The sequence below is a fragment of the Micromonospora violae genome (genome assembly GCF_004217135.1).
GTDB lineage: Bacteria > Actinomycetota > Actinomycetes > Mycobacteriales > Micromonosporaceae > Micromonospora > Micromonospora violae.
On sequence record NZ_SHKK01000001.1, the window covers coordinates 3,722,742 to 3,746,910 of the forward strand.

Below are 24,169 nucleotides of genomic sequence, written 5' to 3' on the forward strand. Positions count from 1 at the left end.
ACGCCACCACCCCCGAAGGCGGCTACAGCGATGGCTCTCGATGTACCGTACCGCTCCATCCCGGACATGTTCCTCAAGCGCGTGGCGGCCACCCCCGACCGGCACGCGTTCGCCTCCCCGAACCCCGACGACTCGGGGCCGGTCTGGCTGACCTGGGCGCAGGTCGGCCAACGCGCCAAGGCGGTCGCCGCCGGCCTGCACGGCCTGGGCGTCGGCCAGGAGGATCCGGTCGCGATCCTCGCCAACACCCGGCTGGAGTGGGTGATCGCCGACCTCGGCATCATGTGCGCCGGCGGCGCGACCACCACCGTCTACCCGACCACCGAGGCGGCGGACGCGACGTACATCATCGCCGACTCCGGGTCGAAGGTGCTGTTCGCGGAGAACCCGGCCCAGGCCGCGAAGATCGCCGGCGCGACGCTGCCGGCGCTCACCCACGTGGTGCTGCTCGACGGCGACGTCGACCCGTCCGCCGCGATCGCGCAGCTGACACTCGCCGAGTTGGAGGAGCGCGGCGCCCAGGCACTGGCCGCCGAGCCGGATCTGATCGACATGCTCGTGGCCGGCATCGGCCCGGACCACCTGGCCACCCTGATCTACACCTCCGGCACCACCGGCCAACCCAAGGGCGTCGAGCTGCTGCACGGCGGCTGGTGCTGGGAGGCCGTGGCGCAGGCGGAGGTCGGGCTGCTGCGCGACGACGACCTCCAGTACCTGTGGCTGCCGCTGGCCCACTCGTTCGGCAAGACCCTGCTCTGCGGCGCCATCCACGTCGGCCTGCCCACCTACGTCGACGGTCGGGTGGACAAGCTGGTCGACCTGCTCTCGGTCATCCGTCCGACGCTGATGTGCGGCGCTCCCCGCGTGTTCGAGAAGGTCTACAACAAGGCCGTGACCACCGCGCAGGGCGCCGGCGGCGCGAAGGCGAAGATCTTCGCCTGGGCCGTCGGCATCGGCAAGCAGAAGGTCACCCTGGAGCAGGCCGGCCAGCCGGTGCCGGCCGGGCTGAAGGTGCGCTACGGGCTGGCCGAGAAGCTGGTGTTCAGCAAGCTCCAGGCCCGCCTGGGCGGCCGGATGCGGGTGCTGGTGTCCGGTGCCGCGCCGCTCAGCCCGGAGATCGCCACCTTCTTCGCCGCCGCGAACCTGCCGATCTCCGAGGGCTACGGCCTGACCGAGACCAGCGCCGGCAACTTCGTCAACCCCCCGTCCGGGCTGCGGATCGGCACGGTGGGCCGGGCGATGGGCGACCTGGAGTGCCGCATCGACACCGACGGGGAGATCCTGGTACGCGGTCGACCGGTGATGCGCGGCTACCACAACCTGCCGGAGGAGACCGCCGCCGCGTTCACCGAGGACGGCTTCTTCCGTACCGGTGACATCGGCACCCTCGACGAGCAGGGCTACCTGCGCATCACCGACCGCAAGAAGGATCTGGTCAAGACCTCGGGCGGCAAGTACATCGCGCCGTCGCACATCGAGGGGATGTTCAAGGCCATCTGCCCGTACACCTCGCAGGCGGTCGTCGTCGGGCAGGCCCGCAACTTCTGCACGATGCTGGTCACGCTGGACCCGGACGCGATCCGGGGCTGGGTCGCCGGCGGCCCGCTGGAGGGGCGCAGCTACTCCGACATCGTCGCCTCGGCGGAGGCCCAGGCGATGGTCGAGGAGTACGTCGGCCAGCTCAACGCCAAGCTCAACCGCTGGGAGACGATCAAGAAGGTGGCCATCCTGCCGCGCGATCTGACGATCGAGAACGGCGAGATCACCCCGTCGTTGAAGATCAAGCGACGTGGTGTGGAGAGCAACTTCGCCGCCGAGATCGACAAGATGTACGCCGGCACCCTCGCCGAGCTCTGACGCGGTGTCGTGGCCCCGTACCCGGTCGGGTGCGGGGCCACCGGCGTTCGGGCACGCTCAGGCGATGACGGCCGGCTCGCGCCACCGCTGGCGGCCGGCCCGGTCCAGGTCGTAGCGGATCGCCGCGAGCCGCTCGACGGCCTCCACCAGGTCCGCCTCGGGCAGGGTGAACGGCAACCGCAGGAAGCGCTCCAGGGTGCCGTCCAGGCCGAACCGGGGGCCGGGAGCCAGCCGTACGCCGACCTCCTCCGCGGCCCGGGCCAACGCGCTGGAGACCGGGCCGTCCAGTTCGGCCCAGAGCGTCACGCCGCCCCGGGGCACGGTGACCCGCCACTCCGGCAGTCGGTGCGCCAGCGCACCGAGCAGGGCGTCACGTTGGACGGCCAACTGGACGCGGCGGTCGGCGACGATGGCCTCGGCGTCAGCGAGCAGGTGCACCGCGACGAGTTGGTCCAGCACTGGGCTGGACATGTCGACTCCGACCCGTACGGCGGCCAGCCGCTGCACCTGCGGCGCGGATGCGCGCACCCAGCCGATACGCAGACCACCCCAGTAGGGCTTGCTCATCCCGCCGATGCTGATCACGCGGCTGTGCCGGTCGTAGGTGGCGACCGGGGGCGGCAGCTCGGTGCCGTCCATCGACAGGTCCACGAAGGACTCGTCGATGATGAGGTCGGTGCCGACCGCGTGGGCCGCGGCCACCACGCGCTCACGCAGCGAGGCGGGCATCAGGTGCCCGGTCGGGTTCTGGAACTCGGGAATCAGGTAGGCCAGCTTGGGCCGGGTCTGCCGGAGACTGCCCAGCAGCAGGTCGGGCTCCCAGCCGGTGTCGGCGGCCAGACCGTGGGTGCTGATCCGGGCCCGCCGGCCGGCCAGCGCGGCGAGGGCGTTGGGGTAGGTCGGTGACTCGACCAGCACGGTGCCGCCCGGGGCCAGGGCGAGCCGCAGCACCAGATCCAGCGCGTGCTGGGTGCCGCTGGTGACCATGATCTGGTCGGCCGAGGTGGGCAGACCCCGCGCGGTGTACGCGTCGGCCACCGCCTCGCGCAGCTCGATGATGCCGGTCGGGTGGTAACCGGCCCCGCTCAGGTAGCGGGGCAGGTCCTCGGTGGCGGCCCGAGCGGCCGACAGCAGCTGCGGCGGGGCGGCCAGTGCCGCCACGCCGAGGTCGAGCATCTCCCGGTCGTCCAGCGGGGTCCACAGGCCGGTGCTGGCCACCCGGTGGTTACCGGGCAGCATCGTCCAGCTGCCGGCGCCGCGACGGCTGGCCAGGTGCCCGGTCTCGCGGAGCTGCCGGTAGGCGGCGGTGACCGTGGTCCGGCTGATCCGCAGCGCCTCGGCCAGCTCCCGTTCGGCCGGCAGGCGGACGCCCAGCGGCAGCCGGCCGTCGGCGAGCAGCCCGCGCACCGCGCCGGCCAGGGCGGCGTAGTCGGGGCTGCGTCGGCGACCCGGCAGGGCGTGCCACTGCCCGAGCAGACGGGCCAATTGGACGCCGCGCACCTGCCCAGTCATAGCCACTCCTCGGATATTGGCTTCTTCCTCGACGAGGATTGGCACCTAGGGTGGCATGCATGGCACTGCTTGGCAATCTGCGACACCGGCCGGCCCGACGGTTGGTCCAGCTCTACCTCGGGCTCGCGCTCTACGGCGTCAGCATGGCCCTGATGATCCGCTCCCACCTGGGCCTCGACCCGTGGGACGTGTTCCACCAGGGGCTCGCCAAGCTGACCGGGCTCTCCTTCGGCACGGTCACCATCGGCGTCGGCGCGCTGGTCCTGCTGCTCTGGATCCCACTGCGGCAGCGACCCGGCCTCGGCACGGTCAGCAACGTGGTGGTGATTGGCCTCGTTGTGGACGCCACCCTGGCCCTGCTGCCCGCGGGTGGCCCGCTCAGCGTTCGGATCGCGATGTTGATCACCGGGATCGTCGCCAACGGCGCCGCCACCGCTCTCTACCTCGGTGCCCGGTTGGGGCCCGGCCCCCGCGACGGCTTGATGACCGGGTACGTGGCCCGCCGGCCCGGCCGGTCCATCCGGCTGGTACGCACCGTCATCGAGGTCACCGTGCTGGCGCTGGGCTGGCTGCTCGACGGCACGGTCGGCGTGGGCACCGTCGCGTACGCGCTGGCCATCGGTCCGTTGGCCCAGTTCTTCATTCCGCTGTTCGCCGTGCCGGAAACCCCGGCACCCGACAGCGCCGTGCCCCCGCCGGGCAGCGTCGCGCCGGCCACCCCCGCCGGCTGAAACCCTCACCGACCGTCCGCGAACCGGTACGTCGTGGTGGTGCTGCACACCGGTTCTGGGGTGGGTGTTCCCTTCCGCGACGCGCGCCGTCATCATCTCTGCATGGGGGAGAACGGTTGGCGCTGGACGGACGCCTGGATCTTCGTGTCGCTCGTCATCGCGAGCGGTGCCGGCCGGCACCGTCGGTCGGCGACAAGTCGACGGCCGGAGGGCGTCCGTCTGACCGACGTGCTCTCCACCGCCGACCACCTCAACCACGCGATCCCACAGCGGCACGAGGTGGAGGCCGCCGTCCAGCGGCTGGTCGGCGCCGGCCTGGTCAGCGTCGCCGACGGCTGGTTCCGGATCACCGCCGAGGGTGAGCAGCTGTGGCGTACCCGTCCGCGCGCGGGGGTGGCGACCATGGTGGACACCGTGCAGGGTGTGTTGACCCGCCGGCACGCGCCCGGCCGTGCCGACTGGATCCTGGACGAGGCCGACCACGCGGCTGCCGTCCAGGAGTACGCGGTCCGTTCGATCCCCACCCCGCGCCGCTCGCCGGAGGGGCACTCAGGCGAGCGCTGAGCGGCTCAGCGCACCGGGTGGCCGCCGTGGCGCAGCGCGTCCTTGACCTCGGCGACGGTCAGCTCACCGAAGTGAAAGACGCTGGCGGCGAGCACCGCGTCCGCGCCGGCGTCGATCGCGGGTGGGAAGTGGGCCACCTCGCCGGCGCCGCCACTGGCCACCACCGGCACGTCCACGACCGCGCGCACCGCGGCGATCAACTCCAGGTCGAAACCCGCCTTGGTGCCGTCGGCGTCCATCGAGTTGAGCAGGATCTCCCCCGCGCCCAGCTCGGCGCCCCGGTGCGCCCACCAGACGGCGTCGATGCCGGTGCCGCGCCGACCGCCGTGCGTGGTGACCTCGAAGCCACTGGGCGTGCCCCCGTCGGGCGACCGACGTACGTCGAGGGAGAGCACGAGGACCTGCCGGCCGAACCGGTCGGCGATCTCGGCGATCAGCTCCGGGCGGGCGATGGCCGCGGTGTTCACGCCGACCTTGTCCGCCCCGGCGCGCAGCAGGGTGTCCACGTCGGCGACCTGGCGGACCCCGCCGCCGACGGTCAGCGGGATGAACACCGATTCGGCGGTGCGGCGCACCACGTCGAGCATGGTGCCCCGGTGGCTGGAGGACGCGGTGACGTCGAGGAAGGTCAACTCGTCCGCGCCGGCCCGGTCGTACGCGGCGGCCAGCTCCACCGGGTCACCGGCGTCGCGCAGGTCGAGGAAGTTGACCCCCTTGACCACCCGCCCGGCGTCCACGTCCAGACAGGGGATCACCCGTACCGCCACCGTCATGCCGCGAGCCTATCGTCCGCACGCGGCCCGGCGGTCGACCCGATCGGGTCGACCGCCGGGAGAGAGGTCTGCGTCACACGCGGACGAGCATCTTGCCGAGGTTGTCGCCGCGCAGCACGCCGAGGAACGCGCTCGGCGCGTTCTCGATGCCGTCCACGACCGTCTCGTCGTAGGACAGCGTGCCCTCGCGGAGCCAGCCGCCGACGTCGCGGAGGAACGCCGCCCGCACGTCGTGGTGATCGTTGACCAGGAAGCCGCGCAGGGTGAGCCGCTTGCCGATGACCAGCGCCAGGTTGCGCGGGGCGGCCGGCGGCTCGGTGGCGTTGTACTGCGCGATCATGCCGCAGATGGCGGCCCGACCGTGCAGGTTCATGGCCGAGATCGCCGCCTCCAGGTGGTCGCCGCCGACGTTGTCGAAGTAGACGTCGACGCCGTCCGGGGCGGCCGCCCGCAGCGACTCGCGGATCCCGTCGTGGTAGTCGAAGGCGGCATCGAAGCCCAGCGCCCGCAGCCGCTCGACCTTCGCCGGGGAGCCGGCACTGCCGATCACCCGGCCGGCGCCCTTGAGCTTGGCGATCTGGCCGACCAGGCTGCCCACCGCGCCGGCCGCCGCCGAGACGAAGACCGTCTCGCCGGGCTTCATCGCGGCCACCTCCAGCAGCCCGGCGTACGCGGTCAGCCCGGTCATGCCCAGCACGCTGAGGTACGCGCTGACCGGGGCGATGCTCGGGTCGACCGGGCGGGCCGCGGCGGCGTCGAGCAGCGAGTACTCCCGCCAGCCCAGCCCGTGCAGGACGGTGGCCCCGACGGCGATGTCCGCCGCCTCGCTGGCCACCACCTCGCCGATCGCGGCGCCGTCGAGCGGCGCGTCGAGCGCGTACGGGGCGACGTACGACTTGACGTCGTTCATCCGTCCGCGCATGTACGGGTCGACGGACATGTACTGGTTGCGGACCACGATCTGGCCTGGTCCGGGCGTCGGGACGTCGGTCTCGACGAGCCGGAAGTTGTCCTCGGTGGGCCAGCCGACAGGGCGGCTGGCCAGGTGGATCTCACGGTTGCTGGTCACGGAGTGGTCGTCCTCTCGTGCGCGGATGGGAGCCTGGAGCCGCGCGGTCAGGCGGCCAGCGTCTCGCGGACGGTCAGCGTGACGTCGATGTTCCCGCGGGTGGCGTTGGAGTACGGGCAGACCTGGTGGGCCTGCTCGACCAGCTGCTCGGCGGTCTCGCGGGGCACGGCGGGCAGGTCGACGACGAGCTGCACGGTGAGCCCGAAGCCGCCGCTGCCGTTCGGGCCGATGCCCACCTCGGCGTCGACCACGGAGCCGGTCACGTCGGCCTTGGCCCGGCGGGCCACCAGCCGCAGCGCGCCGTGGAAGCAGGCCGCGTAGCCGGCGGCGAAGAGCTGCTCGGGGTTGGCCGCGCCGCCCGCGCCACCCATCTCCTTCGGCACGGCCAGGTCGAGCGTGAACGTGCCGTCGGAGGTCTCGACATGGCCGTCCCGGCCGTCGCCGCTGGCGGTCGCGGACGCGGTGTAGAGCACCTGCATGATGGTCACTGCTCCTTCTGTCGGTGGATGGTGTCGGTGACCCGCAGGAGGGTGTCGCGCAGCGCGACAAGCTCATCGAGGCCCAGCCCGGTGGCCTGCGCGATCCGCATCGGGACGTCGCAGAGCTGCTCGCGCAGCGCCCGGCCCTGCTCGGTGAGGCCCACCTCGACCCGCCGCTCGTCGCGGGCCGACCGCCGCCGCACCACCAGGCCCGCCCCCTCCAGCCGCTTGAGCAGCGGGGAGAGCGTGCCGGAGTCCAGCTGCAGCTCGGTGCCCAACTCGGACACCGTGGGGGCGTCGTCGGGACGCTCCCAGAGCACCAGCAGCACCAGGTACTGCGGGTAGGTCAGCCCGACCTCGTCGAGGATCGGCCGGTAGACGTCGGTCAGTGCGCGCGACGCGGCGTAGAGCGCGAAGCACACCTGCCGGCGCAGCACCAGGTCATCGGTCACCAGTGAACAGTAGCCCACAATTAAGTTGTGCACAACTTACCTGGTCGCGGTGCGGCCGGCAGGCCGCCCGAACGCGCCACCGGACGCATACCTCAGCGATCGCCGAGGTACGCCTCCAACTCCACCTCGACCAGGTGCTCCGGGTCCAACAGACCCGCCACCACCACCAGGGTCGCCGCCGGCCGGACCGCGCCGAAGATCGCGTTGTGCGCCCGGCCCACCTCGTCGGCGTGCCGCCGGTCCGTCACGTACATCCTGGTCCGGACCACGTCGCCCGGCTCCGCACCCACCTCAGCGAGCGCGGCCAGACCGATCCGCAGCGCCTGCGCGGTCTGCGCGGCGGGATCACCGACGTGCACCACCCGGCCATCCACCGTCGCCGTGCACCCGGCCGTCCAGGCCAGCTCACCGGCCCGAACCACCCGGGAATACCCGTAGCGCTGCTCCCACGGACCTCCCGAGGAGAGCCGGGTCGTCGTCACACCTCGGCCAACGTCCGCAGCGCCTCGGCCACCGTGAAGGCACCCGCGTAGAGCGCCTTACCGGCGATGACGCCCTCCACCCCGACCGACTCCAGGGTCGCCAACGCCCGCAGGTCGTCCAGGGTGGACACGCCACCCGAGGCGATCACCGGCCGGTCGGTACGGGCACACACCTCCCGCAGCAGTTCCAGGTTCGGCCCACGCATCGTGCCGTCCTTGGTGATGTCGGTGACCACGTACCGGCTCGCGCCCGCCTTGTCCAGCCGCTCCAGCACCTCGTACAGGTCACCGCCGTCACGGGTCCACCCCCGCGCCGACAGCGTCTGACCCCGCACGTCCAGCCCGATGGCCACCCGGTCGCCGTACTCCGCGACCACCCGGTCACACCAGACCGGGTCCTCCAACGCGGCCGTCCCGATGTTCACCCGGGCCGCCCCGGTGCCCAGCGCCGCCCGCAACGACTCGTCGTCACGGATGCCGCCGGAGAGCTCCACCTTCACGTCCAGTTGACGCACCACCTCCGCGAGCAGGTGCGCGTTGGTGCCCCGACCGAACGCCGCGTCCAGGTCGACCAGGTGGATCCAGTCCGCGCCGTCCTGCTGCCAGGCCAGCGCCGCGTCCAACGGGTCGCCGTAGATGCTCTCGCTTCCGACGGCGCCCTGCACGAGCCGGACGGCCCGGCCGTCGGCGACATCCACGGCGGGTAACAGGGTGAGGCTCACGGTCTTCTCCTCGATCAGGTACGACGGTCCAGGGCGATCACCACGATCGCCGGCAGTACGAGCAGCAAGAGCACGATCAGCGCGATACGCAGCGCCAGGTTGTCGACGAGTGTCCAGATCAGGATCACCGCCGCACCGGTGAGCAGCACGATCGCGGCCCGCTCACCCCGAGAGTGCCGGGCCAGCCGCCCGGATCGACCCCGCCGCAACTGCGGCGTCAACCGGCGGAGCACCGCGCGACGACGCTGCCGGCGAGCGACCTGACGCTGCCGGACCGCCCGCTCCCGGGCCTGCTCCGCCTCCCGCTCCGCCCGCCGGCGGGCGCGCTCCCGGCTCACCGCGACGCCCGCCGGCCGGGCACCGCGCGACGACGCTCAGCCACCGCTGGGCAACGTGGCCAGCCAGTTGCGCAGCAGCGCGGCACCGGTGTCGGCGGACTTCTCCGGGTGGAACTGGGCCGCCGACAACGGGCCACGCTCCACCGCCGCGACGAAATCCGTGTCGTGGTGGGCGGTGGTCACCGTGGCACCGGCAGCCGCCAGCGCCGCCGGGTCGCCCATCGCGTACGAGTGGACGAAGTAGAACCGGCTCTGCTCCGGCAACCCGGCGAACAGCACCGACCCCCGGGGCGCCCGAACCGTGTTCCAGCCCATGTGCGGCAGCCGGGTCGCGGCCAGCCGGGTCACCCCGCCCGGCAGCAGCCCCAGCCCCTTCGTCACCACGCCGTGCTCGTCACCGTGCTCGAAGAGCACCTGCATGCCCACGCAGATGCCCAGCACCGGCCGGCCAGCAGCCACCCGCTCGGCGATCACCGGGCCGGCACCCAGCGCCTCGATCCCCGCCATGCACGCCGCGTACGCGCCCACACCCGGCACCACCAGACCATCGGCGGCAGCCGCCGCGGCCAGGTCGTCGGTCACCCGGACGCTCGCCCCGGCCGCGGCCAACGCCCGCTCCGCCGACCGCAGGTTGCCCGAGCCGTAGTCGAGCACCACCACGTCACTCATGTCGTCACCCCGCTCACCCGTTCTCCGGCAGCAGCCGCAGCACGCCGGCGACCGTGGCCAGCACCGCGAGCGCAGCGGTGACCAGCACGGCGGCCTTCGGCGCGCCCTGCCGGTAGAGCGACCAGGTGCCACCCACCAGCACCCCGGCCAGGATCAACAACAACGTCGGCAACGCGGCACCCATCAGAGAGCACCCTTCGTGCTGGGGATCGCCCCGGCGGACCGCGGATCGATCGAGGTGGCCTCGCGCAACGCGCGGGAGACCGCCTTGAACTGCGCCTCCACCACGTGGTGCGCGTCCGGGTGACCGCCCGGCCGGGCCGCCCGCAACACGTCGACGTGCAACGTGACCCGGGCCGCCTGGCCGAAGGACTCCCAGATGTGCCGGGTCATGCTGGTCGCGTACACCGGCCCGATGTAGGGGGCGAGCACCGGCTCGTCGTGCACCACGTACGGCCGACCGGAGAGGTCCACCGCGGCCCGGACCAACACCTCGTCCATCGGCACGGTCGCCGAGCCGTACCGCCGGATGCCGGCCTTGTCGCCCAGCGCCTGGTCGAACGCCGCGCCCAGGGCGAGCGCGGTGTCCTCAATCGTGTGGTGCGCGTCGATCTCCAGGTCACCGACGGTGCGCACGGTCAGGTCGAAGCCGCCGTGCCGGGCGATCTGGTGCAGCATGTGGTCGTAGAAGCCGACGCCGGTGCTGATCTCGGCGGTGCCGGTGCCGTCGAGATCGATCTCGACGAGAACCTTGGTCTCCTTGGTGATCCGCTCCACCCGGGCGGTCCGACTCATTGCTGTGCAACCTTTCGTTCGCGACTGCGGGGCTCGCAACACCGGCTCACTCCTCGCGCTCCCGCCGCACAGTCTCCATTGCGGAAAGGAAGGCGTCGGTCTCGGCGGCGGTGCCGGCGGTCACCCGCAACCAGCCGGGCAGGCCGACGTCGCGGACGAGCACCCCCTGCGCCAGCAGGGCGTTCCAGACGATGGCCTGGTCGCCGCCCACCTCGAAGAGCACGAAGTTGGCGTCGCTGTCGGCGACCCGCAACCCCCGCTCGCGCAGCGTCGCCACGATCCGGTCCCGCTGCGCCATGATGGCGCTCACCGTACCGAGAAGGGCGTCGCGGTGGGCCACCGCCGCGCGCGCGGCGGCCTGGGTGAGCGCGGAGAGATGGTACGGCAGGCGGACGAGCTGCACCGCCTGAACCACCGCCGGGTCGGCGGCCAGGTAACCCAGCCGCCCGCCGGCGAAGCCGAACGCCTTGCTCATCGTCCGGGTGACCACCAGCCGCGGGTGGCCGGGCAGCACCGCGAGGGCGCTGACCGTCCCGGGCCTGGCGAACTCGGCGTACGCCTCGTCGACGACCACCATGCCGGGCGCGACGTCGAGCACGGCGGCGATCACCGCCGGGTCCAGAGCGGTGCCGGTGGGGTTGTTCGGCGAGCAGAGGAAAACCACGTCCGGCTGGTGCTCCCGGACCTGGGCGACCGCCTCCTCGGCGGTCAACCCGAAGTCGACGCCGCGCTCGGCGGGCACCCACCGGGTGCCGGTGCCGAGGGCCAGCAGCGGGTGCATCGAGTACGCCGGAACGAAACCGAGCGCGCTGCGCCCCGGCCCACCGAACGCCTGGAGCAGCTGCTGCTGGATCTCGTTGGAGCCGTTGGCCGCCCACACCTGCTCGACGGTGAGCCCGTGCCCGAGATAGTCGGCCAGGTCGGCGCGGAGCGCCACCGCGTCCCGGTCCGGGTAGCGGTTCAGCTCACGCAGCTCGGCCGCGAGCGCCTTGCCGATCGCCTCGACCACCGGCTCCGGCACCGGGTGGGAATTCTCGTTGGTGTTGAGCCGCACCGGCACGTCCAGCTGCGGCGCCCCGTACGGCGACAGCCCCCGCAGGTCGGCCCGGATCGGCAGATCGTCCAGGCTGGTCACGGGTCTGAGCCAGCTGGTTCGCTCGCTACGCTCGCTCACGCCGCGCCTCCCGGGAACCGGGCCTGGACCGCCTGGCCGTGCGCGGGCAGGTCCTCCACTCCTGCCAGGGTGACCACGTGCGGGGCCACGTCACGCAGCGCCGCCTGCGTGTACTCGATGAGGTGCACACCGCGCAGGAAGGACTGCACGGACAGACCGGAGGAGTGCCGGGCGCAGCCGCCGGTGGGCAGCACGTGGTTGGACCCGGCGCAGTAGTCGCCGAGCGACACCGGCGACCAGGCGCCCACGAAGATCGCCCCGGCGTTGCGGACCCGCAGCGCCCACTGCCGGGCGTCGACCGTCTGGATCTCCAGGTGCTCAGCCGCGTACGCGTCGACCACCCGCAGCCCCGCCTCGAGATCGTCGACCAGGACCACGCCGCTCTGCTCACCGGTCAACGCCGTGGTGACCCGCTCGGCGTGCTTGGTCGCCGGAACCTGCCGGGCCAACTCCGCCTCGACCGCCTCGACCAATGCCACCGACGGAGTGACCAGCACGCTCGCGGCGAGCGGGTCGTGCTCGGCCTGACTGATCAGGTCGGCGGCCACGTGTGCCGGGTCGGCCGTGTCGTCGGCCAGGATGGCGATCTCGGTCGGCCCGGCCTCGGCGTCGATGCCGACCACACCGCGCAGCAGCCGCTTGGCGGCGGTCACCCAGATGTTGCCGGGGCCGGTGATCAGGTCGACGGGGTCACACCGCAGCTCACCCGCCGGGTCCACCGCCGCGCCGTACGCCAGCATCGCCACCGCCTGGGCCCCGCCCACGGCGTACACCTCGTCGACGCCGAGCAACGCGCAGGCGGCGAGCACCCGGGGATCGGGCAGGCCGCCGTTGTCCTTCTGGGGCGGGCTGACCACCACCAGCGAGCGCACCCCGGCCGCCTGGGCGGGCACCACGTTCATCACCACGGTCGACGGGTACATCGCCAGGCCGCCGGGGACGTAGAGGCCGACCCGGTCGACCGGCAGCCACCGCTCGGTGACCGTGCCGCCGGGCACCACCTGGGTGGTGTGGTCGGTGCGCCGCTGGTCGGCGTGCACCCGACGGGCCCGGGCGATGGACTCCAGCAGCGCGGCGCGCACCGCCGGGTCGAGCACGCCCTCCGCCTCGGTGATCGCCTCAACCGGCACCCGCAGCACCTCCGGGGAGATGCCGTCGAACCGAGCGCTGGCCTCCCGGATCGCCGGGTACCCATGCTCACGGACCGCCTCCACCAGGGGCCGGATGCGCTCGACGGCGACGGACACGTCGAGCTGGGCACGGGGCAGCAGACGGCGCGGGTCACCGAGACCGTCGCGCAGGTCGATCCGATTCAGCACCCTTGCGAGTCTAGGCGGCCGGCCCGACGTCCACCCGAGCCGCCCGTACGCCGGGACGGTGAGCCGGGCCACGCCCGGGGGGACGAGATTGGTTAGGCTCGACGATGTGACCGCACGGCTGCCGGTGTTCCCGCTCGCAACGGTGCTCTTTCCCGGGTTGGTGCTGCCGCTGCACATCTTCGAGGAGCGTTACCGGGCCCTGGTCCGACACCTGGTCGACCTGCCCGAGGGTGCCCCGCGCGAGTTCGGCGTGGTGGCCATCCAGGCCGGCTGGGAGGTCGCGTCCACCGGCCCCGGCGGCCGGGCGACGCCGAGCGCCGGCGAGGTCACGCTGCACGAGGTGGGCTGCACCGCCGAGCTGCGCCAGGTGACCGAGCTGGCCGATGGTGGTTTCGACATCGTCACGGTCGGCCGCCGCCGGTTCCGGATCGCCGAGGTCGACGACAGCGCCGAGCCCTACCTGACGGCGGACGTCGAGTGGCTGCCCGACCCGGGCGGCCCGGACGAGGTGGCCGACCTGCTGGCCGCCCGGGTGATCGCGGTGTTCCGGCAGTACCTCGGGCTGATCCGCTCCGACCCGGAGGAGATCTCCGAGCAGCTGCCGGAGGACCCGACGGTGCTGTCGCACCTGGTGGCCGCGACCGCGGCGCTCACCGTCGACGACCGCCAGCGACTGCTGGCGATCGACGACACCGCCGCCCGGCTCCGCGCCGAGCTGCGGTTGCTCAACCGCGAGGCGGCTCTGCTGCGTCAGGTGCGGGCGGTTCCGGTGCCGCTGGCGGAGCTGGCGTCCCCGCCGACACCCAACTGAACTCCCCCGGCTCGGGCTCCGGGCGTAGCCCCGGCCACCGTGACCAGCCGGCCAGCAGGGTGTACATGACCGCGGCCCCGAACGCCGGCAGCAGCAGGTTGCCGTGCGGCACCGGCAACACGCCGAGCAGCCAGTCCACGCCACCGGCGCGCAGGTCGGCGGGTTTGCTGAAGGCCTGCCCGGCCGGGGCGGTAGCCAGCAACCGGTCGAAGGTGGCCAGGCCGATCCGCCGCCCCACCTGCCAGGCCACCGGCGCGGCGAGCAGGGTGCCGAGCACCACGGCGACCAGCCCGACCGGGCCGCGTCGCCGACGCAGCACGAACCACAGGACGAGCGCCACGAGCAGCCCGAAGGCGAGCCCGAGCAGGCTGAACCAGCCGTCGGCGGCGATCGGCTGCTCCGGCTGCGGCTCGGCGTAGATCGCCCCCTCTGCGGTCTTGAGCACCGGGGTGTCCGGCGCGAGCGCGGCCCAGAGCAGCCCGAGCGGAACACCCAGCGCGGCCAACGCGAGCACCGCGCCCAGCACCGTCGCCACGGTACGCAGCGGACGACGCGGCTCGTCGAACCGGAGCTCCAGCACGCTCTGGTATGCCGTCGAGGCCGGCAGCTGGCCCGGGCCGACCGGCGGTGTCGCGGCCGACAGGTCGGCCGGCGGCGGTGTCGCGCCCGGCGTACGGGATGGTTGGTCGGGCTCGTCGACGGGCCGCTCAGGGTCGGGGTTGTCCGGGCTCACCCGATGATCCTCTCAGGCCCGGTGGGAGGCCGGGGCTCCGGTGGTGGCAGTCCAGCTCACCGGGCGAACGGCTCCACCATCATCGCCGCCGCCCGCAGCCACGCCTGCCGGGTCTCCGGCTGGAGCTGGTGGTACTCGATCGACGACCCGGTCTCCAGAGCCGGGTCGTACGGCACCACGGCCACCCCACGGGTACGGGTGGCGAAGTGCCGCTCCAGGTCGTCCTGGAGGGTGGAGCGACCCGGGGTGGGGCAGGAGATGAGGGTGATCGCGTTGTCCGCCAACTCGCCCATGCCCTCCTCGTGCAGCAGGTCGAGCATCCAGTCCGCGCTGAACGCCGCGTCCTCCCGGGGCACGGTGGTCACCACCAGCTGGTCGGCGGCCTGCATCACCGTGCGCCAGTTGGGGCTCTCCACGTTGTTGCCGGTGTCCACGCAGACCACGTCGTGGGTGCGCCGCAGCAGCTCCAGCACCCGACGGACGGTGAACTGGTCCAGTCGCTGGGCGAAGCGCGGGCTCTCCTCGCCGGCCAGCACGTCGTACGAGCCGTCGGAGGCGTGCCGTAGGTAGTCGTCCAGCCGGTCCAGCAGGGTCGCGCCCTCCAGGATCTCGATCTGGGCCAGGTCGCTGATCAGGTGCCGGATCGTCCGTGCGTGTCGGGCACTGCCGGCGCGCAGGCCGAGGGTGCCGCGCAGCTCGTTGTCGTCCCAGGCCAGCACGCCCTTGCCGCGGACGCTGCCGACCGTGGCCGCGGCGAGCACCGTGGCGGTCGTCTTGTGCACCCCGCCCTTGGGGTTGGCGAAGGCGAGCACCCGGGGCGTGCCCAGGTCCCGTTGGAGCACCCCGTTGGCGCGCTCCTGCTCCTGGTCGACGGTCTGCGGCCGCCACTCGATCCGGGCCGGGTAGGCGCGTTCGGCGACCGCCGAGCCGACCGCCGGGACGGGTGGTGGCGCCACGGGAGGGGCGACGGGCGGCGGGGCGACGGGCGGCGGGGCGACCGGTGGGGGCGGTGGCGCGGTCGCCGGGTAGCCGGTCTCCGGCTGGTAGCCGGTCTCCAGCAGCGCGTACCGCGACTCCACCGGCGGGTCACCCGGCCGGTAGCCGTTGTCCAGCAACGCGTAGCGCGACGGGACCGGCTCGGGGCCACGCGACGGCGGCTCGGGCTCGGCCCGGTACGTCGGATCGGCCCGGTAACCCGGCTCGGGCCGGTACCCCGGCTCCGCGCGGTAGCCGGGATCGGCCCGGTAGCCGGGCTCAGCGCGGTAGTCCGGCTGCTCGGTCCGGTACGCCGGCTCGGCGCGGTAGTCCGGCTCGGCCCGGTACGCCGGCTCGGCGCGATAGTCCGGTTCGGCCCGATAGCCCGGCTCGGAGCGGTACGCCGGCTCAGCCCGGTAGGCGGGGTCGACCCGGTAGGTCGCCTCGGCCCGGTAACCAGGCTCCGCGCCGTACGAGAGGTCGGCCGGATGCCCGATGGCGGGTGCCCGCCCGGCGTAACCGTTGGGGGCCGCACGCCGTGGCAGCTGGTCCGGCGGCGGCTCATCGCCGCGCCGTTCCGGCTCGGCCTGCTCCGCGCCGCGACCGCCCAACCGGGCACGGTCCAACAACGCGCGCCACCGCGGCGCTGGTTCGGCCGGCCGGCCCCAGCCGGTCTCACTGCCCTCCACGGCCCGCCCTCCCAGCGCCATCGATCTCCGTCTGACAGGCTACGAACCCAACCCTATTCGGACCACACCTCAGAGCGCACACCAGCCGACGCAGATCACGACGACGACGGCGACGATGCCGGCTCAGCGGCGGTGGCGTCCGGCGAGGTGGTGACGCTCGACGGCACCGGCTCGGTGGGCACCGGGTTGGACGGTTCGAGTGACGGGATCGTCACGGCTGGTGCGGGTTCCGACGATTCGCCCACGGCGGACGACGGCGCCGGTGCGCTGATCGCTGGCGCGGGCCGCTCGCTCTGGGTCGGTGTCGGGCTCGGCCCGGTGTCGGCCGGCGGACGCACCACGTCGTGCTGCTCGGGCAGCGGCGGCGTGAAGACCGTGCGGTCCAGCCGGTACACCTCGGGGGCCGGGTCGACCGCTCGCACATCCGGTCGGGCCGCGACGCCGCGCAGCGCCACCGGCGTCGCCCGAACCACCGCCGCGTAGACGCAGGCACAGCCGGCGCGGTACGCGGCCGCCTCGGCGGCAGCCACCTCCGCGCCGCTGGCGTACTGCTCCCGCAGCTCCCGCTCGCCCACCCCGTCGCCGTCGACCGCCGCGGCCCTGGCCCGGTAGTCGGCGGCCTCGGTCTCCTTACGGGCCGCCACCTGCTCCATCCCGGCGACCACGTCGTCGGGCACCCGCAGCGCGGGAATCTTGACGATCTCGGTCTGCCGGCCGGGCAGCGGAACCCGCCCGAAGACGGTCGAGACCCCGACGCCGCCGAGCACCGTCGCCAGCCGCTGCGGTGGCAGGTACGCGTCGAGCGTGACCAGCGCGTACGTGCCACCCTCGGCGGCCGGGGCGGACGTGGGCAGCGCGGCCAGGTCGGCCGCGGCCGACCGCAGGTAGCCGGGGACCGAGTCACCCTCGGCGACACCGACGCGGGTCACCTCGCCGACCGTCCGGTCACCGACCGGGGTGTCGTCGACGGCCCAGACGGCGGTGCCCAGCACCGCCGCTGCGGAGAGCACGGCGGCCCAGCTGAGCACACCGGACCGCCCCGACCGGTCGGCAAGCCGGGCCACGACCCGGGTCAGCGGCGGCAACAGCCGCTGGTCCAGCTGCCGCAGCAGGTTGCCGGCGCGCACGGGCGAGATCCCCTCTGTGGATCGGTGTCGGGTGGTCGCCGCTCAGTCACGCAGGATCTGGAGCGCACGGTCCAGGTCGTCAGGGTAGTCGCTGACGAACCGGACCTCGTCCCCCGTTCGGGGGTGCAAAAAGCTCAGTTCGCGGGCGTGCAGCCACTGTCGGGCCAGACCGAGACGGGCCGAGAGGGTGGGATCTGCGCCGTAGGTGAGGTCACCCACGCAGGGGTGCCGCAGGGTGGAGAAGTGCACCCGGATCTGGTGGGTCCGACCGGTCTCCAGCCGGACGTCGACCAGACTCGCCGCCGGGAACGCCTCCAGGGTGTCGTAGTGGGTGATGCTCGGCTTGCCGCCGGAGACCACCGCCCACCGGTAGTCGTGGGTGGGATGCCGGTCGATCGGCGCGTCGACGGTGCCCCGCAGCGGGTCCAGGTGACCCTGCACCACCGCGTGGTAGCCCTTGTCGACCTCGCGGTACTTGAAGGCCCGCTTCAACGCCGTGTAAGCCTGCTCGCTCTTGGCCACCACCATGATGCCGGTGGTACCCACGTCGAGCCGGTGCACCACGCCCTGCCGCTCGGCGGCGCCGCTGGTGGAGATGCGGTGCCCGATCGCGGCGAGCGCGCCGATCACCGTCGGCCCGGTCCACCCGGGGCTGGGGTGCGCGGCCACCCCCACCGGCTTGTCGACCACCACGATGTCGTCGTCGGCGTAGACCACCCGCAGACCGGGCACCGCCTGCGGCACCACGGTCGGCGGCGCGACCGGGGCGGGCAGCGTGACATCCAGCCAGGAGCCGGCCTTGACCTTGTGCGAGTTGGGCCGGGCGGAGCCGTCGACCAGCGCGTCCCCGGCGTCGACCAGAGCCGCGGCGGCGGTGCGGGAGAGCCCGAACAGGCGGGACACGGCCTGGTCCAGACGCATGCCGTCGAGGCCGTCCGGGACCGGAAGGGAACGGTGGTCGCCGCCAGCGGCGAACGCGGAGGTCATGCCCGCTCCCGCTGCTCGGCGCCCGGGGTGGCGTCCGTCGTGGCCGGGTCGCCGTCGCGCCCCGCCCGTCGGCCGTCACGCTGGCGGCCGGTCAACTCCAACAGGACGGCCAGCAGCACGCCGCAGACCAGCGAACTGTCCGCCAGGTTGAACACCGGCCAGACCTGACCGTACGGGTCGAACAGGCTGATCATGTCGACCACGTGCCCGTGGAAGGGGGATGGCGCCCGGAAGATCCGGTCGACAAGGTTGCCCAACGCTCCACCCAGCACCAGGCCGAGGGAGATCGCCCAGGGCAGCGAGCGCAGACGCAGGGCCATCCAGACGATCCAGCCGACCACACCGATGGTGATCAGCGGGAAGACCCAGGTGTGGTCCGAGCCGATGCTCCAGGCCGCGCCACTGTTGCGGGTCAGGCTCAGGTAGACGAACCCACCGAGCAGCCGGACCGGTTCCCGGTCGGTCAGCGCGGCCAGCGCGAGGTGCTTGGTGACCAGGTCGGCCAGCAGGGCCACCAGGGCGACTCCGGCGAGAATCGCGACGGCCCGGGGCCGGCGGGTGCCGCCGCCCGGGTCGGTGCGGCCGGGTTCGGCGGACGGTGCTGCGGTCATGCGCTCCCCATCGACAGTCTCGGCGGTGATCGCTCACCGTCTCATCGCCGCCGGGGAACGGACCTCAGCGCCGCTCCTCCAGCTGCTTGCACGTCACACACTGGGTGGCCGACGGGAAGGCGGCGAGGCGCTCGACCGGGATCGGGTTGCCGCACCGCTCGCACCAGCCGTAACCACCCTCGTCGAGGCGCTCCAGAGCGCGCTCCACCTGCGTGATCCGTTCCAGAATGCTGTTGGCGAGAGAGATCTCCTGCTCCCGCTCGAGCGTCTTGGTGCCCGTATCGGCCTGGTCGTCCCCGGCCGAGTCGGTCAGCCGATCGCGCTGCAGCTCGGTGATCTCACTCAGCGTCTGATCGTACTCGGCACGAAGCTCGTCCCGCCGCGCCGCCAGCGCCGCCCGGATCTTCTCGGTCTCCGCCGCGCTGCGGGTGGCCTTGGCCACCGGCTTGCGCCCGGCGGTCCTGGTGTCGGCTGGCTTCGCCATGGGTCGCTCCCTCGGCCGGGGAACCGCGCGGTCCGCGGCGCCTGGTCAGGGGGCGCCGACCAAGGCGTCCCCTATGTACGAAAAGGGGCGCGCGGCGACGATGGCCGCGCACTCCGGAGGTTGGCAAGAATACGGAACGTACAGGCGTCCGACAACGTGCCGCACCGTCGCACCGTCTAAGAGCCCCTAGCCCTACCTAACCGGGGCAAAGGGAACGCTAGCAGATCAATCGACCGCCTCATCCCCGTACTCACCAAACCATCGGGCCAGCCGACCCCGCCGACTGACCGCGCGCAACCGCCGTTCCGCCGCGTCCCGCACCCCGGCGGTCGCCACGATCAACAGACTGTCGCCGGTCTTCAACCGGGTGTCCGGTGCGGGCACGAAACCCACCCCGTCGCGCAGCACCAGGGTCACCGACGCGCCCACCGGGAGACGCAGCTCGTCGACGTGCACCCCGGCCAGTCGCGATCCGGGCGGCACCTCCACCTGGAGCAGGTCCGCCCGCATCCGCTCCAGCGGCGCGGTCTCCACGTGGATCTCCGCGGCCTCGGCCGGAGCGGTCACCCGCAACCGGCGGGCGAACGACCCCAGCGTCCCGGTCTGCACCAGCGTGAAGATCACCACCAGGACGAAGACCACGTCGAAGAGCCGTTCCGCGCCGGGCACCCGCTCGGAGAGCGGAATGGTGGCGAGCACGATCGGCACCGCCCCGCGCAGCCCGGCCCAGGACAGGAACGCCTGTTCTCGAAGGCCGACACGGAACGGCAACGCCGAGACGGCCACCGACAGCGGTCGGGCCAGCAGCACCAGAGCCAGCCCGGCCACCAGCGCGGGCAGCACGGCCGAGCCCAGCCGGCCCGGCGAGGCCAGCAACCCGAGCAGCACGAACAGCCCGATCTGGGCGAGCCAGGCCAGCCCGTCCGCGAAGCCGAGGATCGCCTGCCGGTGCGAGAGCCGGGCGTTGCCGAGCAACACCCCGGCCACATAGACGGCGAGGAAACCCGAGGCGTGCAGGACCGTCCCGACGGCGTACGCCAGCACGGTGAAGCCCACCGCGGCGATCGGGTAGAGCCCGGCGGAGGGCAGCGCCGCCCGGCGCAATGCCCAACTGCCCGCCACCCCCACGCCCACGCCCACCGCCGCGCCGACGCCCAGCTCGTAGCAGACCAGCGCGGCCTCGTACCACCACGGATGCGAGAAGCCCCGGTGGGACAACAGCACCACCAGTAGCACCACCGGGGCGTCGTTCATCCCCGACTCGGCCTCCAACGTCGCGACCAGCCGGGGCGGCAACCGCAGCCGACGCAGGGTGGCGAAGACGGCCGCCGCGTCGGTCGACGAGAGCACCGCGCCGTAGAGCAGCGCCAACCGCCAGTCCAGCCCGAGCAGCAGGTGCACGGCGACGCCGACCACCACGATGCTGACGATCACCCCGATCGTGGAGAGGGCGGAGGCCAGCCCGAGAACCGGGCGCAGCGTGGTCCACCGGGCGGTGAGGCCGCCCTCCGCGATGATCACGATCAGCGCGCAGAAGCCGAGGGTACGGGTCAGCTCGACGTCGTCGAAACGGATGCCCAACCCGCCCTCGCCGATCGCCACACCCAACGCCAGGTACACCAGGAGGCTGGGCACGCCGAGGCGGGTGGAGAGTCGCACCGCGCCGATCGCGACCAGCAGCACGGCCGCACCGAGCAGCAGCGCGAGGTCCAACCCGGGCGTCACGGTTGCCTTGCCTGAGCTGTCCTCACGTGGTGGATCCGTCGCGCAGGCGGCGCAGCACCTCGGACACCTCCGGGGCGGGCCGCTCGACGAGGAAGAGCTTGTCCCGGCTGGCCGCGCCGGTACGCAGCGACACCGCGGCCGGTCGGACCCCCAACGCGCCGGCCAGTGCCCGGCGGGCCGCCTCGGTGGCCCGACCGTCGACAGCCGGGGCGTGGACCGCGATCACGAGGGCGGGACCGTGCGGACCGTCGAAGCGGCCACCCACCCGCTCCCGGGAAGCGCCGGGCTTCACCCGCACCGCCACGGTGAGCGTGTCCTGCGCGGGCACCGACGTCGCTTCAGATCGGCCGGACGTCGGCGAGCAGAGCGGTCGCCGGCGCGCAGCGCGCGCACGGAGTGAAGCCGAGCTCCACGGCCTCGGCGACCGGCAGCGTCTCAGGCTGCCAGCCCACCAGGTGAGGGCAGCTGTCGAGGTGGTAGCGGGGGCGGCCGTCCACGACCTCGACAGCGTCGGGCAGTCGCGCCACCCGGGCCGCCTCGGCGGCCGTGATCTGCTGTGCGGCCGGCTCATCGTCCACCGGGGACGACCCGTCGAACACGTCGTCGGTCGACGTCGCGCTCGGCGACGCCGGGCTGACGGGCCGGGCCCGCGAGGACGGCTCATCGGCCGCGCGCACGGACGGCGACGCGTGATCGAACGGTGTGGCCCCGTCGACCGGCGACACCTGGTCGACCGGCGGCGCGGGTGGTTGCCGCCACCCGGCGCCGCCGGTACCAAATGTCGTGGGCACGTGCTGGACCGGCACCTCCGGCTCGACCAGCGGCGGCCCGTACGCGACACCCGGCGTGGCCTGGCTGGCCGTGCGGGGTGCCGCCTCGGGGTGCCGCCGGTCGGGCCGGCCGGGATCCGCCATGGCGCGAGCGGCGGCTGCCTGGCGGGCGCCCACCACCAACGCCACGGCGGCCAGCAGACTGGCTGCGATGGAGATGACCAACAAGAAGCTGGAGCCACCGGCCAGGCCGAGCACCAGTAGCACCACCGCGACGAGGATGAGCAGCAAGCTTGCGACTATCACGGCTCACCCCCGCCGCGTCGAACCGTCCAGGCGGGGCCGGCGACCGTCAGCATTGGCGGACAGCGATCGCCGGCCGGTGCTCAGCGTCCGGCTTCGAGAGCGCCGGAGCGCCCGCCGCCGCCGTACGAACCGGCGAGACCCGCCGCGGCAAGCCCGTTGCCGCCCGCGACCCGACCGGCTTCGGAGCGGGTCATCTCGGCCTCCAGGCCCTGGCCACGACCATCGAGGTCGCGCAGCTGGCTCTCCAGGTAGGCCTTGAGCCGGGTGCGGTACTCGCGCTCGAACTGCTTGAGCTCCTCGATGTGCTTCTGCAGCGCCGTACGCTTGGCGTCCAGGCCGCCCATGGCCTCCTGGTGCCGCTGGCGGGCGTCCCGCTCCAGGGCGTCGGCCTTCGCGCGCGCCTCCCGGGTCACCTCCTCGGCCTTGCTCCGCGCCTCGGACAGCAGCTGGTCGGCCTCGCGGCGGGCGTCGGACACGTGGTCGTCGGCGGTGCGCTGGGCCATCATCAGCACCCGCAGGGCCTGCTGCTCACCGTCACCGGTGACGCCGCCGGCCGGGCCGCCGGTCGCGCGGACCTGCTCCAGCTCGGCCTGCATCGCGCGGGCGGCCTGCTCGGCCGCCGACTTGTCGCGCTGCACCCGGTCCAGTTGGGCCTTGACGTCGTTGAGCTCCGCCGCCAGTCGGGCGTCGCCGCCGGGGCCCGCGGGGGCACCGCCACGGCCGCCGCGCTCCACCTGGGCGCGCAGCTCGTTGTTCTCCTCGATGAGACGGGCGAGCTCGCGCTCGACCTCATCCAGGAAGGCGTCGACCTCCTCCTCGTCATACCCCCGCTTGCCGATCGGCGGCTTTTTGAAGGCGACGTTGTGGACGTCGGCCGGGGTCAGCGGCATCGAAACTCCTCGGGTCAGTTGCGGCCGCGAAAGCGCGTCGGTCATCAGGCAGATGCCCTGATCGACGGCCCTAACACGAACTCCATCAGCACGAACAGGATAACCAGGAGCACAAGGGAGGCCAGGTCGATGCTCACGGTACCAATTCGCAGCGGAGGGATCACACGCCTCAACGCGTTGAGAGGGGGATCAGTGACGCTCCACACGGATTCCAATCCTGCCGATGCACCACGCCCCGGTTGCCAGCGACGGCCGTACTGCAGGACGGCGCTCAACACGAACCGGGACAGAAGAAGGAGCAGGAAGACATAAAGGATCAGGTACAGCACTTGCAGTAAGATCGACAACACGGTCAGCGACGTCCCTCGGGTCGGGCGGGAATCAACTCAAGCTGAAAAAGCCGCCCTCAGCGATCTTGGCTTTGTCCTCAGCGGTGACCTGGACGTTAGCCGGTGAGAGCAGGAACACCCGATTGGTCACGCGCTCGATCGTACCGCGAAGGCCGAACGCCAGCCCGGCGGCGAAGTCAACCAGACGGCGGGCATCGGCCTCATCCATCTCGGTGAGATTGATGATCACCGGAACCCCGTCGCGGAAGTGCTCACCGATGGTGCGCGCCTCCCGGTAGGTGGTGGGGTGCAACGTGGTGATCTGGTAACGCTGCTCCTCCTCGGGCAGGGCCCGCTCACGCGCCGTGACCTGCGGCGCGAGGGCCAGGTTGTCCCGAGTGTGGTAGGTCAGCGCACCGGAGGTCTCGCCCGCGGACGACCGGGTGATCGACCGTACGCTGGACCGCTCGATCCGTTCCGGACGCTCACCGTCACCGCGCTCGGACTCGCTCAACCGCCCGCTCGGCCGCTCGGAGAGTCGACCCCGCCCGCTGTCGCGCGGCCGGGGAGCCGGCGGCTCCTCGGTGTCGTCCTCGTCGTCGTCGGCGAACTCCTCGGCGTACCGGCTCTGCCGGTACCGCGAGTCGCGGTAGCCACCCTTGTCGTAGCCACCGTCGTCGTAGGCCCGCTCGTCGTCTTCTTCGACCAGACCGAGCCAGACCCCCGCCTTGCGCAGTGCACCCATCCCCGCGCCCTTCCGTCCGCCGTGCGGCACGCGCCCCCGTGCCATGTCGCC

Annotated in this window: 29 protein-coding genes; 4 read left to right on the forward strand and 25 right to left on the reverse strand. The window is 72.9% G+C overall.

Features of this window, described 5'->3' with window-relative positions; all coding sequences use genetic code 11:
* The first annotated feature begins 30 nt into the window (after positions 1–30).
* A complete protein-coding gene (locus tag EV382_RS16330) occupies positions 31–1,857 on the forward strand; it encodes an AMP-dependent synthetase/ligase (protein ID WP_130402903.1) in 1,827 nt (608 codons plus the stop codon).
* A gap of 57 nt (positions 1,858–1,914) precedes the next feature.
* On the opposite strand, the gene yczR is transcribed toward EV382_RS16330, so the two are convergent.
* Positions 1,915–3,369, reverse strand: a complete 1,455-nt coding sequence (gene yczR, locus EV382_RS16335) for a MocR-like transcription factor YczR (RefSeq protein ID WP_130402905.1) — start codon at positions 3,367–3,369, stop codon at positions 1,915–1,917.
* A gap of 59 nt (positions 3,370–3,428) precedes the next feature.
* On the opposite strand from yczR, the gene yczE reads away from it, so the two are divergent.
* The gene (yczE, locus tag EV382_RS16340; protein ID WP_130402907.1) at positions 3,429–4,100 is read left to right on the forward strand and encodes a membrane protein YczE; all 672 of its coding nucleotides are present in this window, start codon (positions 3,429–3,431) and stop codon (positions 4,098–4,100) included.
* Between the two features lie 102 nt (positions 4,101–4,202).
* Entirely contained in the window at positions 4,203–4,664 is a 462-nt protein-coding gene (locus tag EV382_RS16345) for a hypothetical protein (RefSeq protein ID WP_130402909.1), read from the forward strand.
* A gap of 5 nt (positions 4,665–4,669) precedes the next feature.
* Here the strand turns inward: EV382_RS16345 and hisF are convergent, their stop codons facing one another.
* From hisF to hisD, 12 genes are all read right to left on the reverse strand, one after another.
* Positions 4,670–5,437 (reverse strand): imidazole glycerol phosphate synthase subunit HisF, encoded by a 768-nt coding sequence (gene hisF, locus EV382_RS16350; RefSeq protein ID WP_130402911.1) that lies wholly within the window; start codon positions 5,435–5,437, stop codon positions 4,670–4,672.
* A 73-nt stretch (positions 5,438–5,510) separates the two neighbouring features.
* The gene (locus EV382_RS16355; protein WP_130402913.1) at positions 5,511–6,506 is read right to left on the reverse strand and encodes an NADP-dependent oxidoreductase; all 996 of its coding nucleotides are present in this window, start codon (positions 6,504–6,506) and stop codon (positions 5,511–5,513) included.
* A 47-nt stretch (positions 6,507–6,553) separates the two neighbouring features.
* Complete coding sequence (locus tag EV382_RS16360) at positions 6,554–6,985, reverse strand: organic hydroperoxide resistance protein (RefSeq protein WP_130408879.1); 432 nt, start codon at positions 6,983–6,985, stop codon at positions 6,554–6,556.
* A gap of 5 nt (positions 6,986–6,990) precedes the next feature.
* Entirely contained in the window at positions 6,991–7,437 is a 447-nt protein-coding gene (locus tag EV382_RS16365) for a MarR family winged helix-turn-helix transcriptional regulator (RefSeq protein WP_130402915.1), read from the reverse strand.
* Between the two features lie 92 nt (positions 7,438–7,529).
* Positions 7,530–7,919: a RidA family protein gene (locus EV382_RS16370; protein ID WP_130402917.1), complete on the reverse strand. Its 390-nt coding sequence runs from the start codon at positions 7,917–7,919 to the stop codon at positions 7,530–7,532.
* A complete protein-coding gene (gene priA, locus EV382_RS16375) occupies positions 7,916–8,641 on the reverse strand; it encodes a bifunctional 1-(5-phosphoribosyl)-5-((5-phosphoribosylamino)methylideneamino)imidazole-4-carboxamide isomerase/phosphoribosylanthranilate isomerase PriA (protein WP_130402919.1) in 726 nt (241 codons plus the stop codon). The genes EV382_RS16370 and priA overlap by 4 nt, the downstream gene beginning before the upstream one ends.
* 14 nt (positions 8,642–8,655) lie before the next feature.
* The gene (locus EV382_RS16380; RefSeq protein WP_130402921.1) at positions 8,656–8,979 is read right to left on the reverse strand and encodes a hypothetical protein; all 324 of its coding nucleotides are present in this window, start codon (positions 8,977–8,979) and stop codon (positions 8,656–8,658) included.
* 36 nt (positions 8,980–9,015) lie between these two features.
* A complete protein-coding gene (gene hisH / locus EV382_RS16385; protein ID WP_130402923.1) occupies positions 9,016–9,648 on the reverse strand; it encodes an imidazole glycerol phosphate synthase subunit HisH in 633 nt (210 codons plus the stop codon).
* A gap of 13 nt (positions 9,649–9,661) precedes the next feature.
* Entirely contained in the window at positions 9,662–9,832 is a 171-nt protein-coding gene (locus tag EV382_RS32755; RefSeq protein ID WP_165435803.1) for a hypothetical protein, read from the reverse strand.
* Positions 9,832–10,443 (reverse strand): imidazoleglycerol-phosphate dehydratase HisB, encoded by a 612-nt coding sequence (gene hisB, locus EV382_RS16390; RefSeq protein ID WP_130402925.1) that lies wholly within the window; start codon positions 10,441–10,443, stop codon positions 9,832–9,834. Before hisB ends, EV382_RS32755 begins: the two co-directional genes overlap by 1 nt.
* 46 nt (positions 10,444–10,489) lie before the next feature.
* A complete protein-coding gene (locus EV382_RS16395) occupies positions 10,490–11,578 on the reverse strand; it encodes a histidinol-phosphate transaminase (protein WP_130408881.1) in 1,089 nt (362 codons plus the stop codon).
* 35 nt (positions 11,579–11,613) lie between these two features.
* Complete coding sequence (gene hisD, locus EV382_RS16400) at positions 11,614–12,936, reverse strand: histidinol dehydrogenase (protein ID WP_130402927.1); 1,323 nt, start codon at positions 12,934–12,936, stop codon at positions 11,614–11,616.
* A 106-nt stretch (positions 12,937–13,042) separates the two neighbouring features.
* Here hisD and EV382_RS16405 point away from each other — a divergent pair, with 106 nt between their 5' ends.
* Positions 13,043–13,747, forward strand: a complete 705-nt coding sequence (locus EV382_RS16405) for an LON peptidase substrate-binding domain-containing protein (RefSeq protein WP_130402929.1) — start codon at positions 13,043–13,045, stop codon at positions 13,745–13,747.
* On the opposite strand, the gene EV382_RS16410 is transcribed toward EV382_RS16405, so the two are convergent.
* The 12 genes from EV382_RS16410 to EV382_RS16465 form a co-directional block, all read right to left on the reverse strand.
* On the reverse strand, positions 13,662–14,480 hold the full coding sequence (locus EV382_RS16410) for a DUF2567 domain-containing protein (protein ID WP_130402931.1): 819 nt from the start codon (positions 14,478–14,480) through the stop codon (positions 13,662–13,664). The genes EV382_RS16405 and EV382_RS16410 overlap by 86 nt on opposite strands.
* A gap of 56 nt (positions 14,481–14,536) precedes the next feature.
* Positions 14,537–16,165, reverse strand: coding sequence for a MinD/ParA family ATP-binding protein (locus EV382_RS16415; RefSeq protein ID WP_130402933.1), 1,629 nt, complete (start codon positions 16,163–16,165; stop codon positions 14,537–14,539).
* Positions 16,166–16,239: 74 nt separating this feature from the next.
* Positions 16,240–17,271, reverse strand: a complete 1,032-nt coding sequence (locus EV382_RS16420) for a hypothetical protein (RefSeq protein ID WP_130402935.1) — start codon at positions 17,269–17,271, stop codon at positions 16,240–16,242.
* A gap of 42 nt (positions 17,272–17,313) precedes the next feature.
* Positions 17,314–18,258: an RluA family pseudouridine synthase gene (locus EV382_RS16425; protein WP_091407730.1), complete on the reverse strand. Its 945-nt coding sequence runs from the start codon at positions 18,256–18,258 to the stop codon at positions 17,314–17,316.
* Positions 18,255–18,869: a signal peptidase II gene (lspA, locus tag EV382_RS16430; protein WP_130402937.1), complete on the reverse strand. Its 615-nt coding sequence runs from the start codon at positions 18,867–18,869 to the stop codon at positions 18,255–18,257. Before lspA ends, EV382_RS16425 begins: the two co-directional genes overlap by 4 nt.
* Positions 18,870–18,933: 64 nt before the next feature.
* The gene (locus EV382_RS16435; RefSeq protein WP_088988421.1) at positions 18,934–19,353 is read right to left on the reverse strand and encodes a TraR/DksA family transcriptional regulator; all 420 of its coding nucleotides are present in this window, start codon (positions 19,351–19,353) and stop codon (positions 18,934–18,936) included.
* A gap of 225 nt (positions 19,354–19,578) precedes the next feature.
* Entirely contained in the window at positions 19,579–21,078 is a 1,500-nt protein-coding gene (locus EV382_RS16440) for a potassium/proton antiporter (protein WP_130402939.1), read from the reverse strand.
* A gap of 22 nt (positions 21,079–21,100) precedes the next feature.
* The gene (locus EV382_RS16445; RefSeq protein ID WP_130402941.1) at positions 21,101–21,406 is read right to left on the reverse strand and encodes a DUF167 domain-containing protein; all 306 of its coding nucleotides are present in this window, start codon (positions 21,404–21,406) and stop codon (positions 21,101–21,103) included.
* 10 nt (positions 21,407–21,416) lie between these two features.
* Positions 21,417–22,154 (reverse strand): hypothetical protein, encoded by a 738-nt coding sequence (locus EV382_RS16450; protein ID WP_130402943.1) that lies wholly within the window; start codon positions 22,152–22,154, stop codon positions 21,417–21,419.
* Between the two features lie 80 nt (positions 22,155–22,234).
* On the reverse strand, positions 22,235–23,044 hold the full coding sequence (locus EV382_RS16455) for a DivIVA domain-containing protein (protein ID WP_036411965.1): 810 nt from the start codon (positions 23,042–23,044) through the stop codon (positions 22,235–22,237).
* Between the two features lie 44 nt (positions 23,045–23,088).
* Positions 23,089–23,394: a YggT family protein gene (locus tag EV382_RS16460; protein ID WP_030334503.1), complete on the reverse strand. Its 306-nt coding sequence runs from the start codon at positions 23,392–23,394 to the stop codon at positions 23,089–23,091.
* 31 nt (positions 23,395–23,425) lie between these two features.
* On the reverse strand, positions 23,426–24,118 hold the full coding sequence (locus tag EV382_RS16465) for a cell division protein SepF (protein WP_130402945.1): 693 nt from the start codon (positions 24,116–24,118) through the stop codon (positions 23,426–23,428).
* Positions 24,119–24,169 lie beyond the last annotated feature (51 nt).

Excerpts from the sequence above, each read along its gene's own strand:
- EV382_RS16435 (WP_088988421.1), bottom strand. The coding sequence starts at position 19,353 with ATGGCGAAGCCAGCCGACACCAGGACCGCCGGGCGCAAGCCGGTGGCC.
- hisH (WP_130402923.1), bottom strand. The coding sequence starts at position 9,648 with ATGAGTGACGTGGTGGTGCTCGACTACGGCTCGGGCAACCTGCGGTCG.
- EV382_RS32755 (WP_165435803.1), bottom strand. The coding sequence starts at position 9,832 with ATGGGTGCCGCGTTGCCGACGTTGTTGTTGATCCTGGCCGGGGTGCTG.
- lspA (WP_130402937.1), bottom strand. The coding sequence starts at position 18,869 with ATGACCGCAGCACCGTCCGCCGAACCCGGCCGCACCGACCCGGGCGGC.
- EV382_RS16455 (WP_036411965.1), bottom strand. The coding sequence starts at position 23,044 with ATGCCGCTGACCCCGGCCGACGTCCACAACGTCGCCTTCAAAAAGCCG.
- EV382_RS16345 (WP_130402909.1), top strand. The coding sequence starts at position 4,203 with ATGGGGGAGAACGGTTGGCGCTGGACGGACGCCTGGATCTTCGTGTCG.
- hisF (WP_130402911.1), bottom strand. The coding sequence starts at position 5,437 with ATGACGGTGGCGGTACGGGTGATCCCCTGTCTGGACGTGGACGCCGGG.
- hisB (WP_130402925.1), bottom strand. The coding sequence starts at position 10,443 with ATGAGTCGGACCGCCCGGGTGGAGCGGATCACCAAGGAGACCAAGGTT.
- yczE (WP_130402907.1), top strand. The coding sequence starts at position 3,429 with ATGGCACTGCTTGGCAATCTGCGACACCGGCCGGCCCGACGGTTGGTC.
- EV382_RS16465 (WP_130402945.1), bottom strand. The coding sequence starts at position 24,118 with ATGGGTGCACTGCGCAAGGCGGGGGTCTGGCTCGGTCTGGTCGAAGAA.
- EV382_RS16360 (WP_130408879.1), bottom strand. The coding sequence starts at position 6,985 with ATGCAGGTGCTCTACACCGCGTCCGCGACCGCCAGCGGCGACGGCCGG.
- yczR (WP_130402905.1), bottom strand. The coding sequence starts at position 3,369 with ATGACTGGGCAGGTGCGCGGCGTCCAATTGGCCCGTCTGCTCGGGCAG.
- EV382_RS16425 (WP_091407730.1), bottom strand. The coding sequence starts at position 18,258 with ATGACCTCCGCGTTCGCCGCTGGCGGCGACCACCGTTCCCTTCCGGTC.
- EV382_RS16415 (WP_130402933.1), bottom strand. The coding sequence starts at position 16,165 with ATGGCGCTGGGAGGGCGGGCCGTGGAGGGCAGTGAGACCGGCTGGGGC.
- EV382_RS16330 (WP_130402903.1), top strand. The coding sequence starts at position 31 with ATGGCTCTCGATGTACCGTACCGCTCCATCCCGGACATGTTCCTCAAG.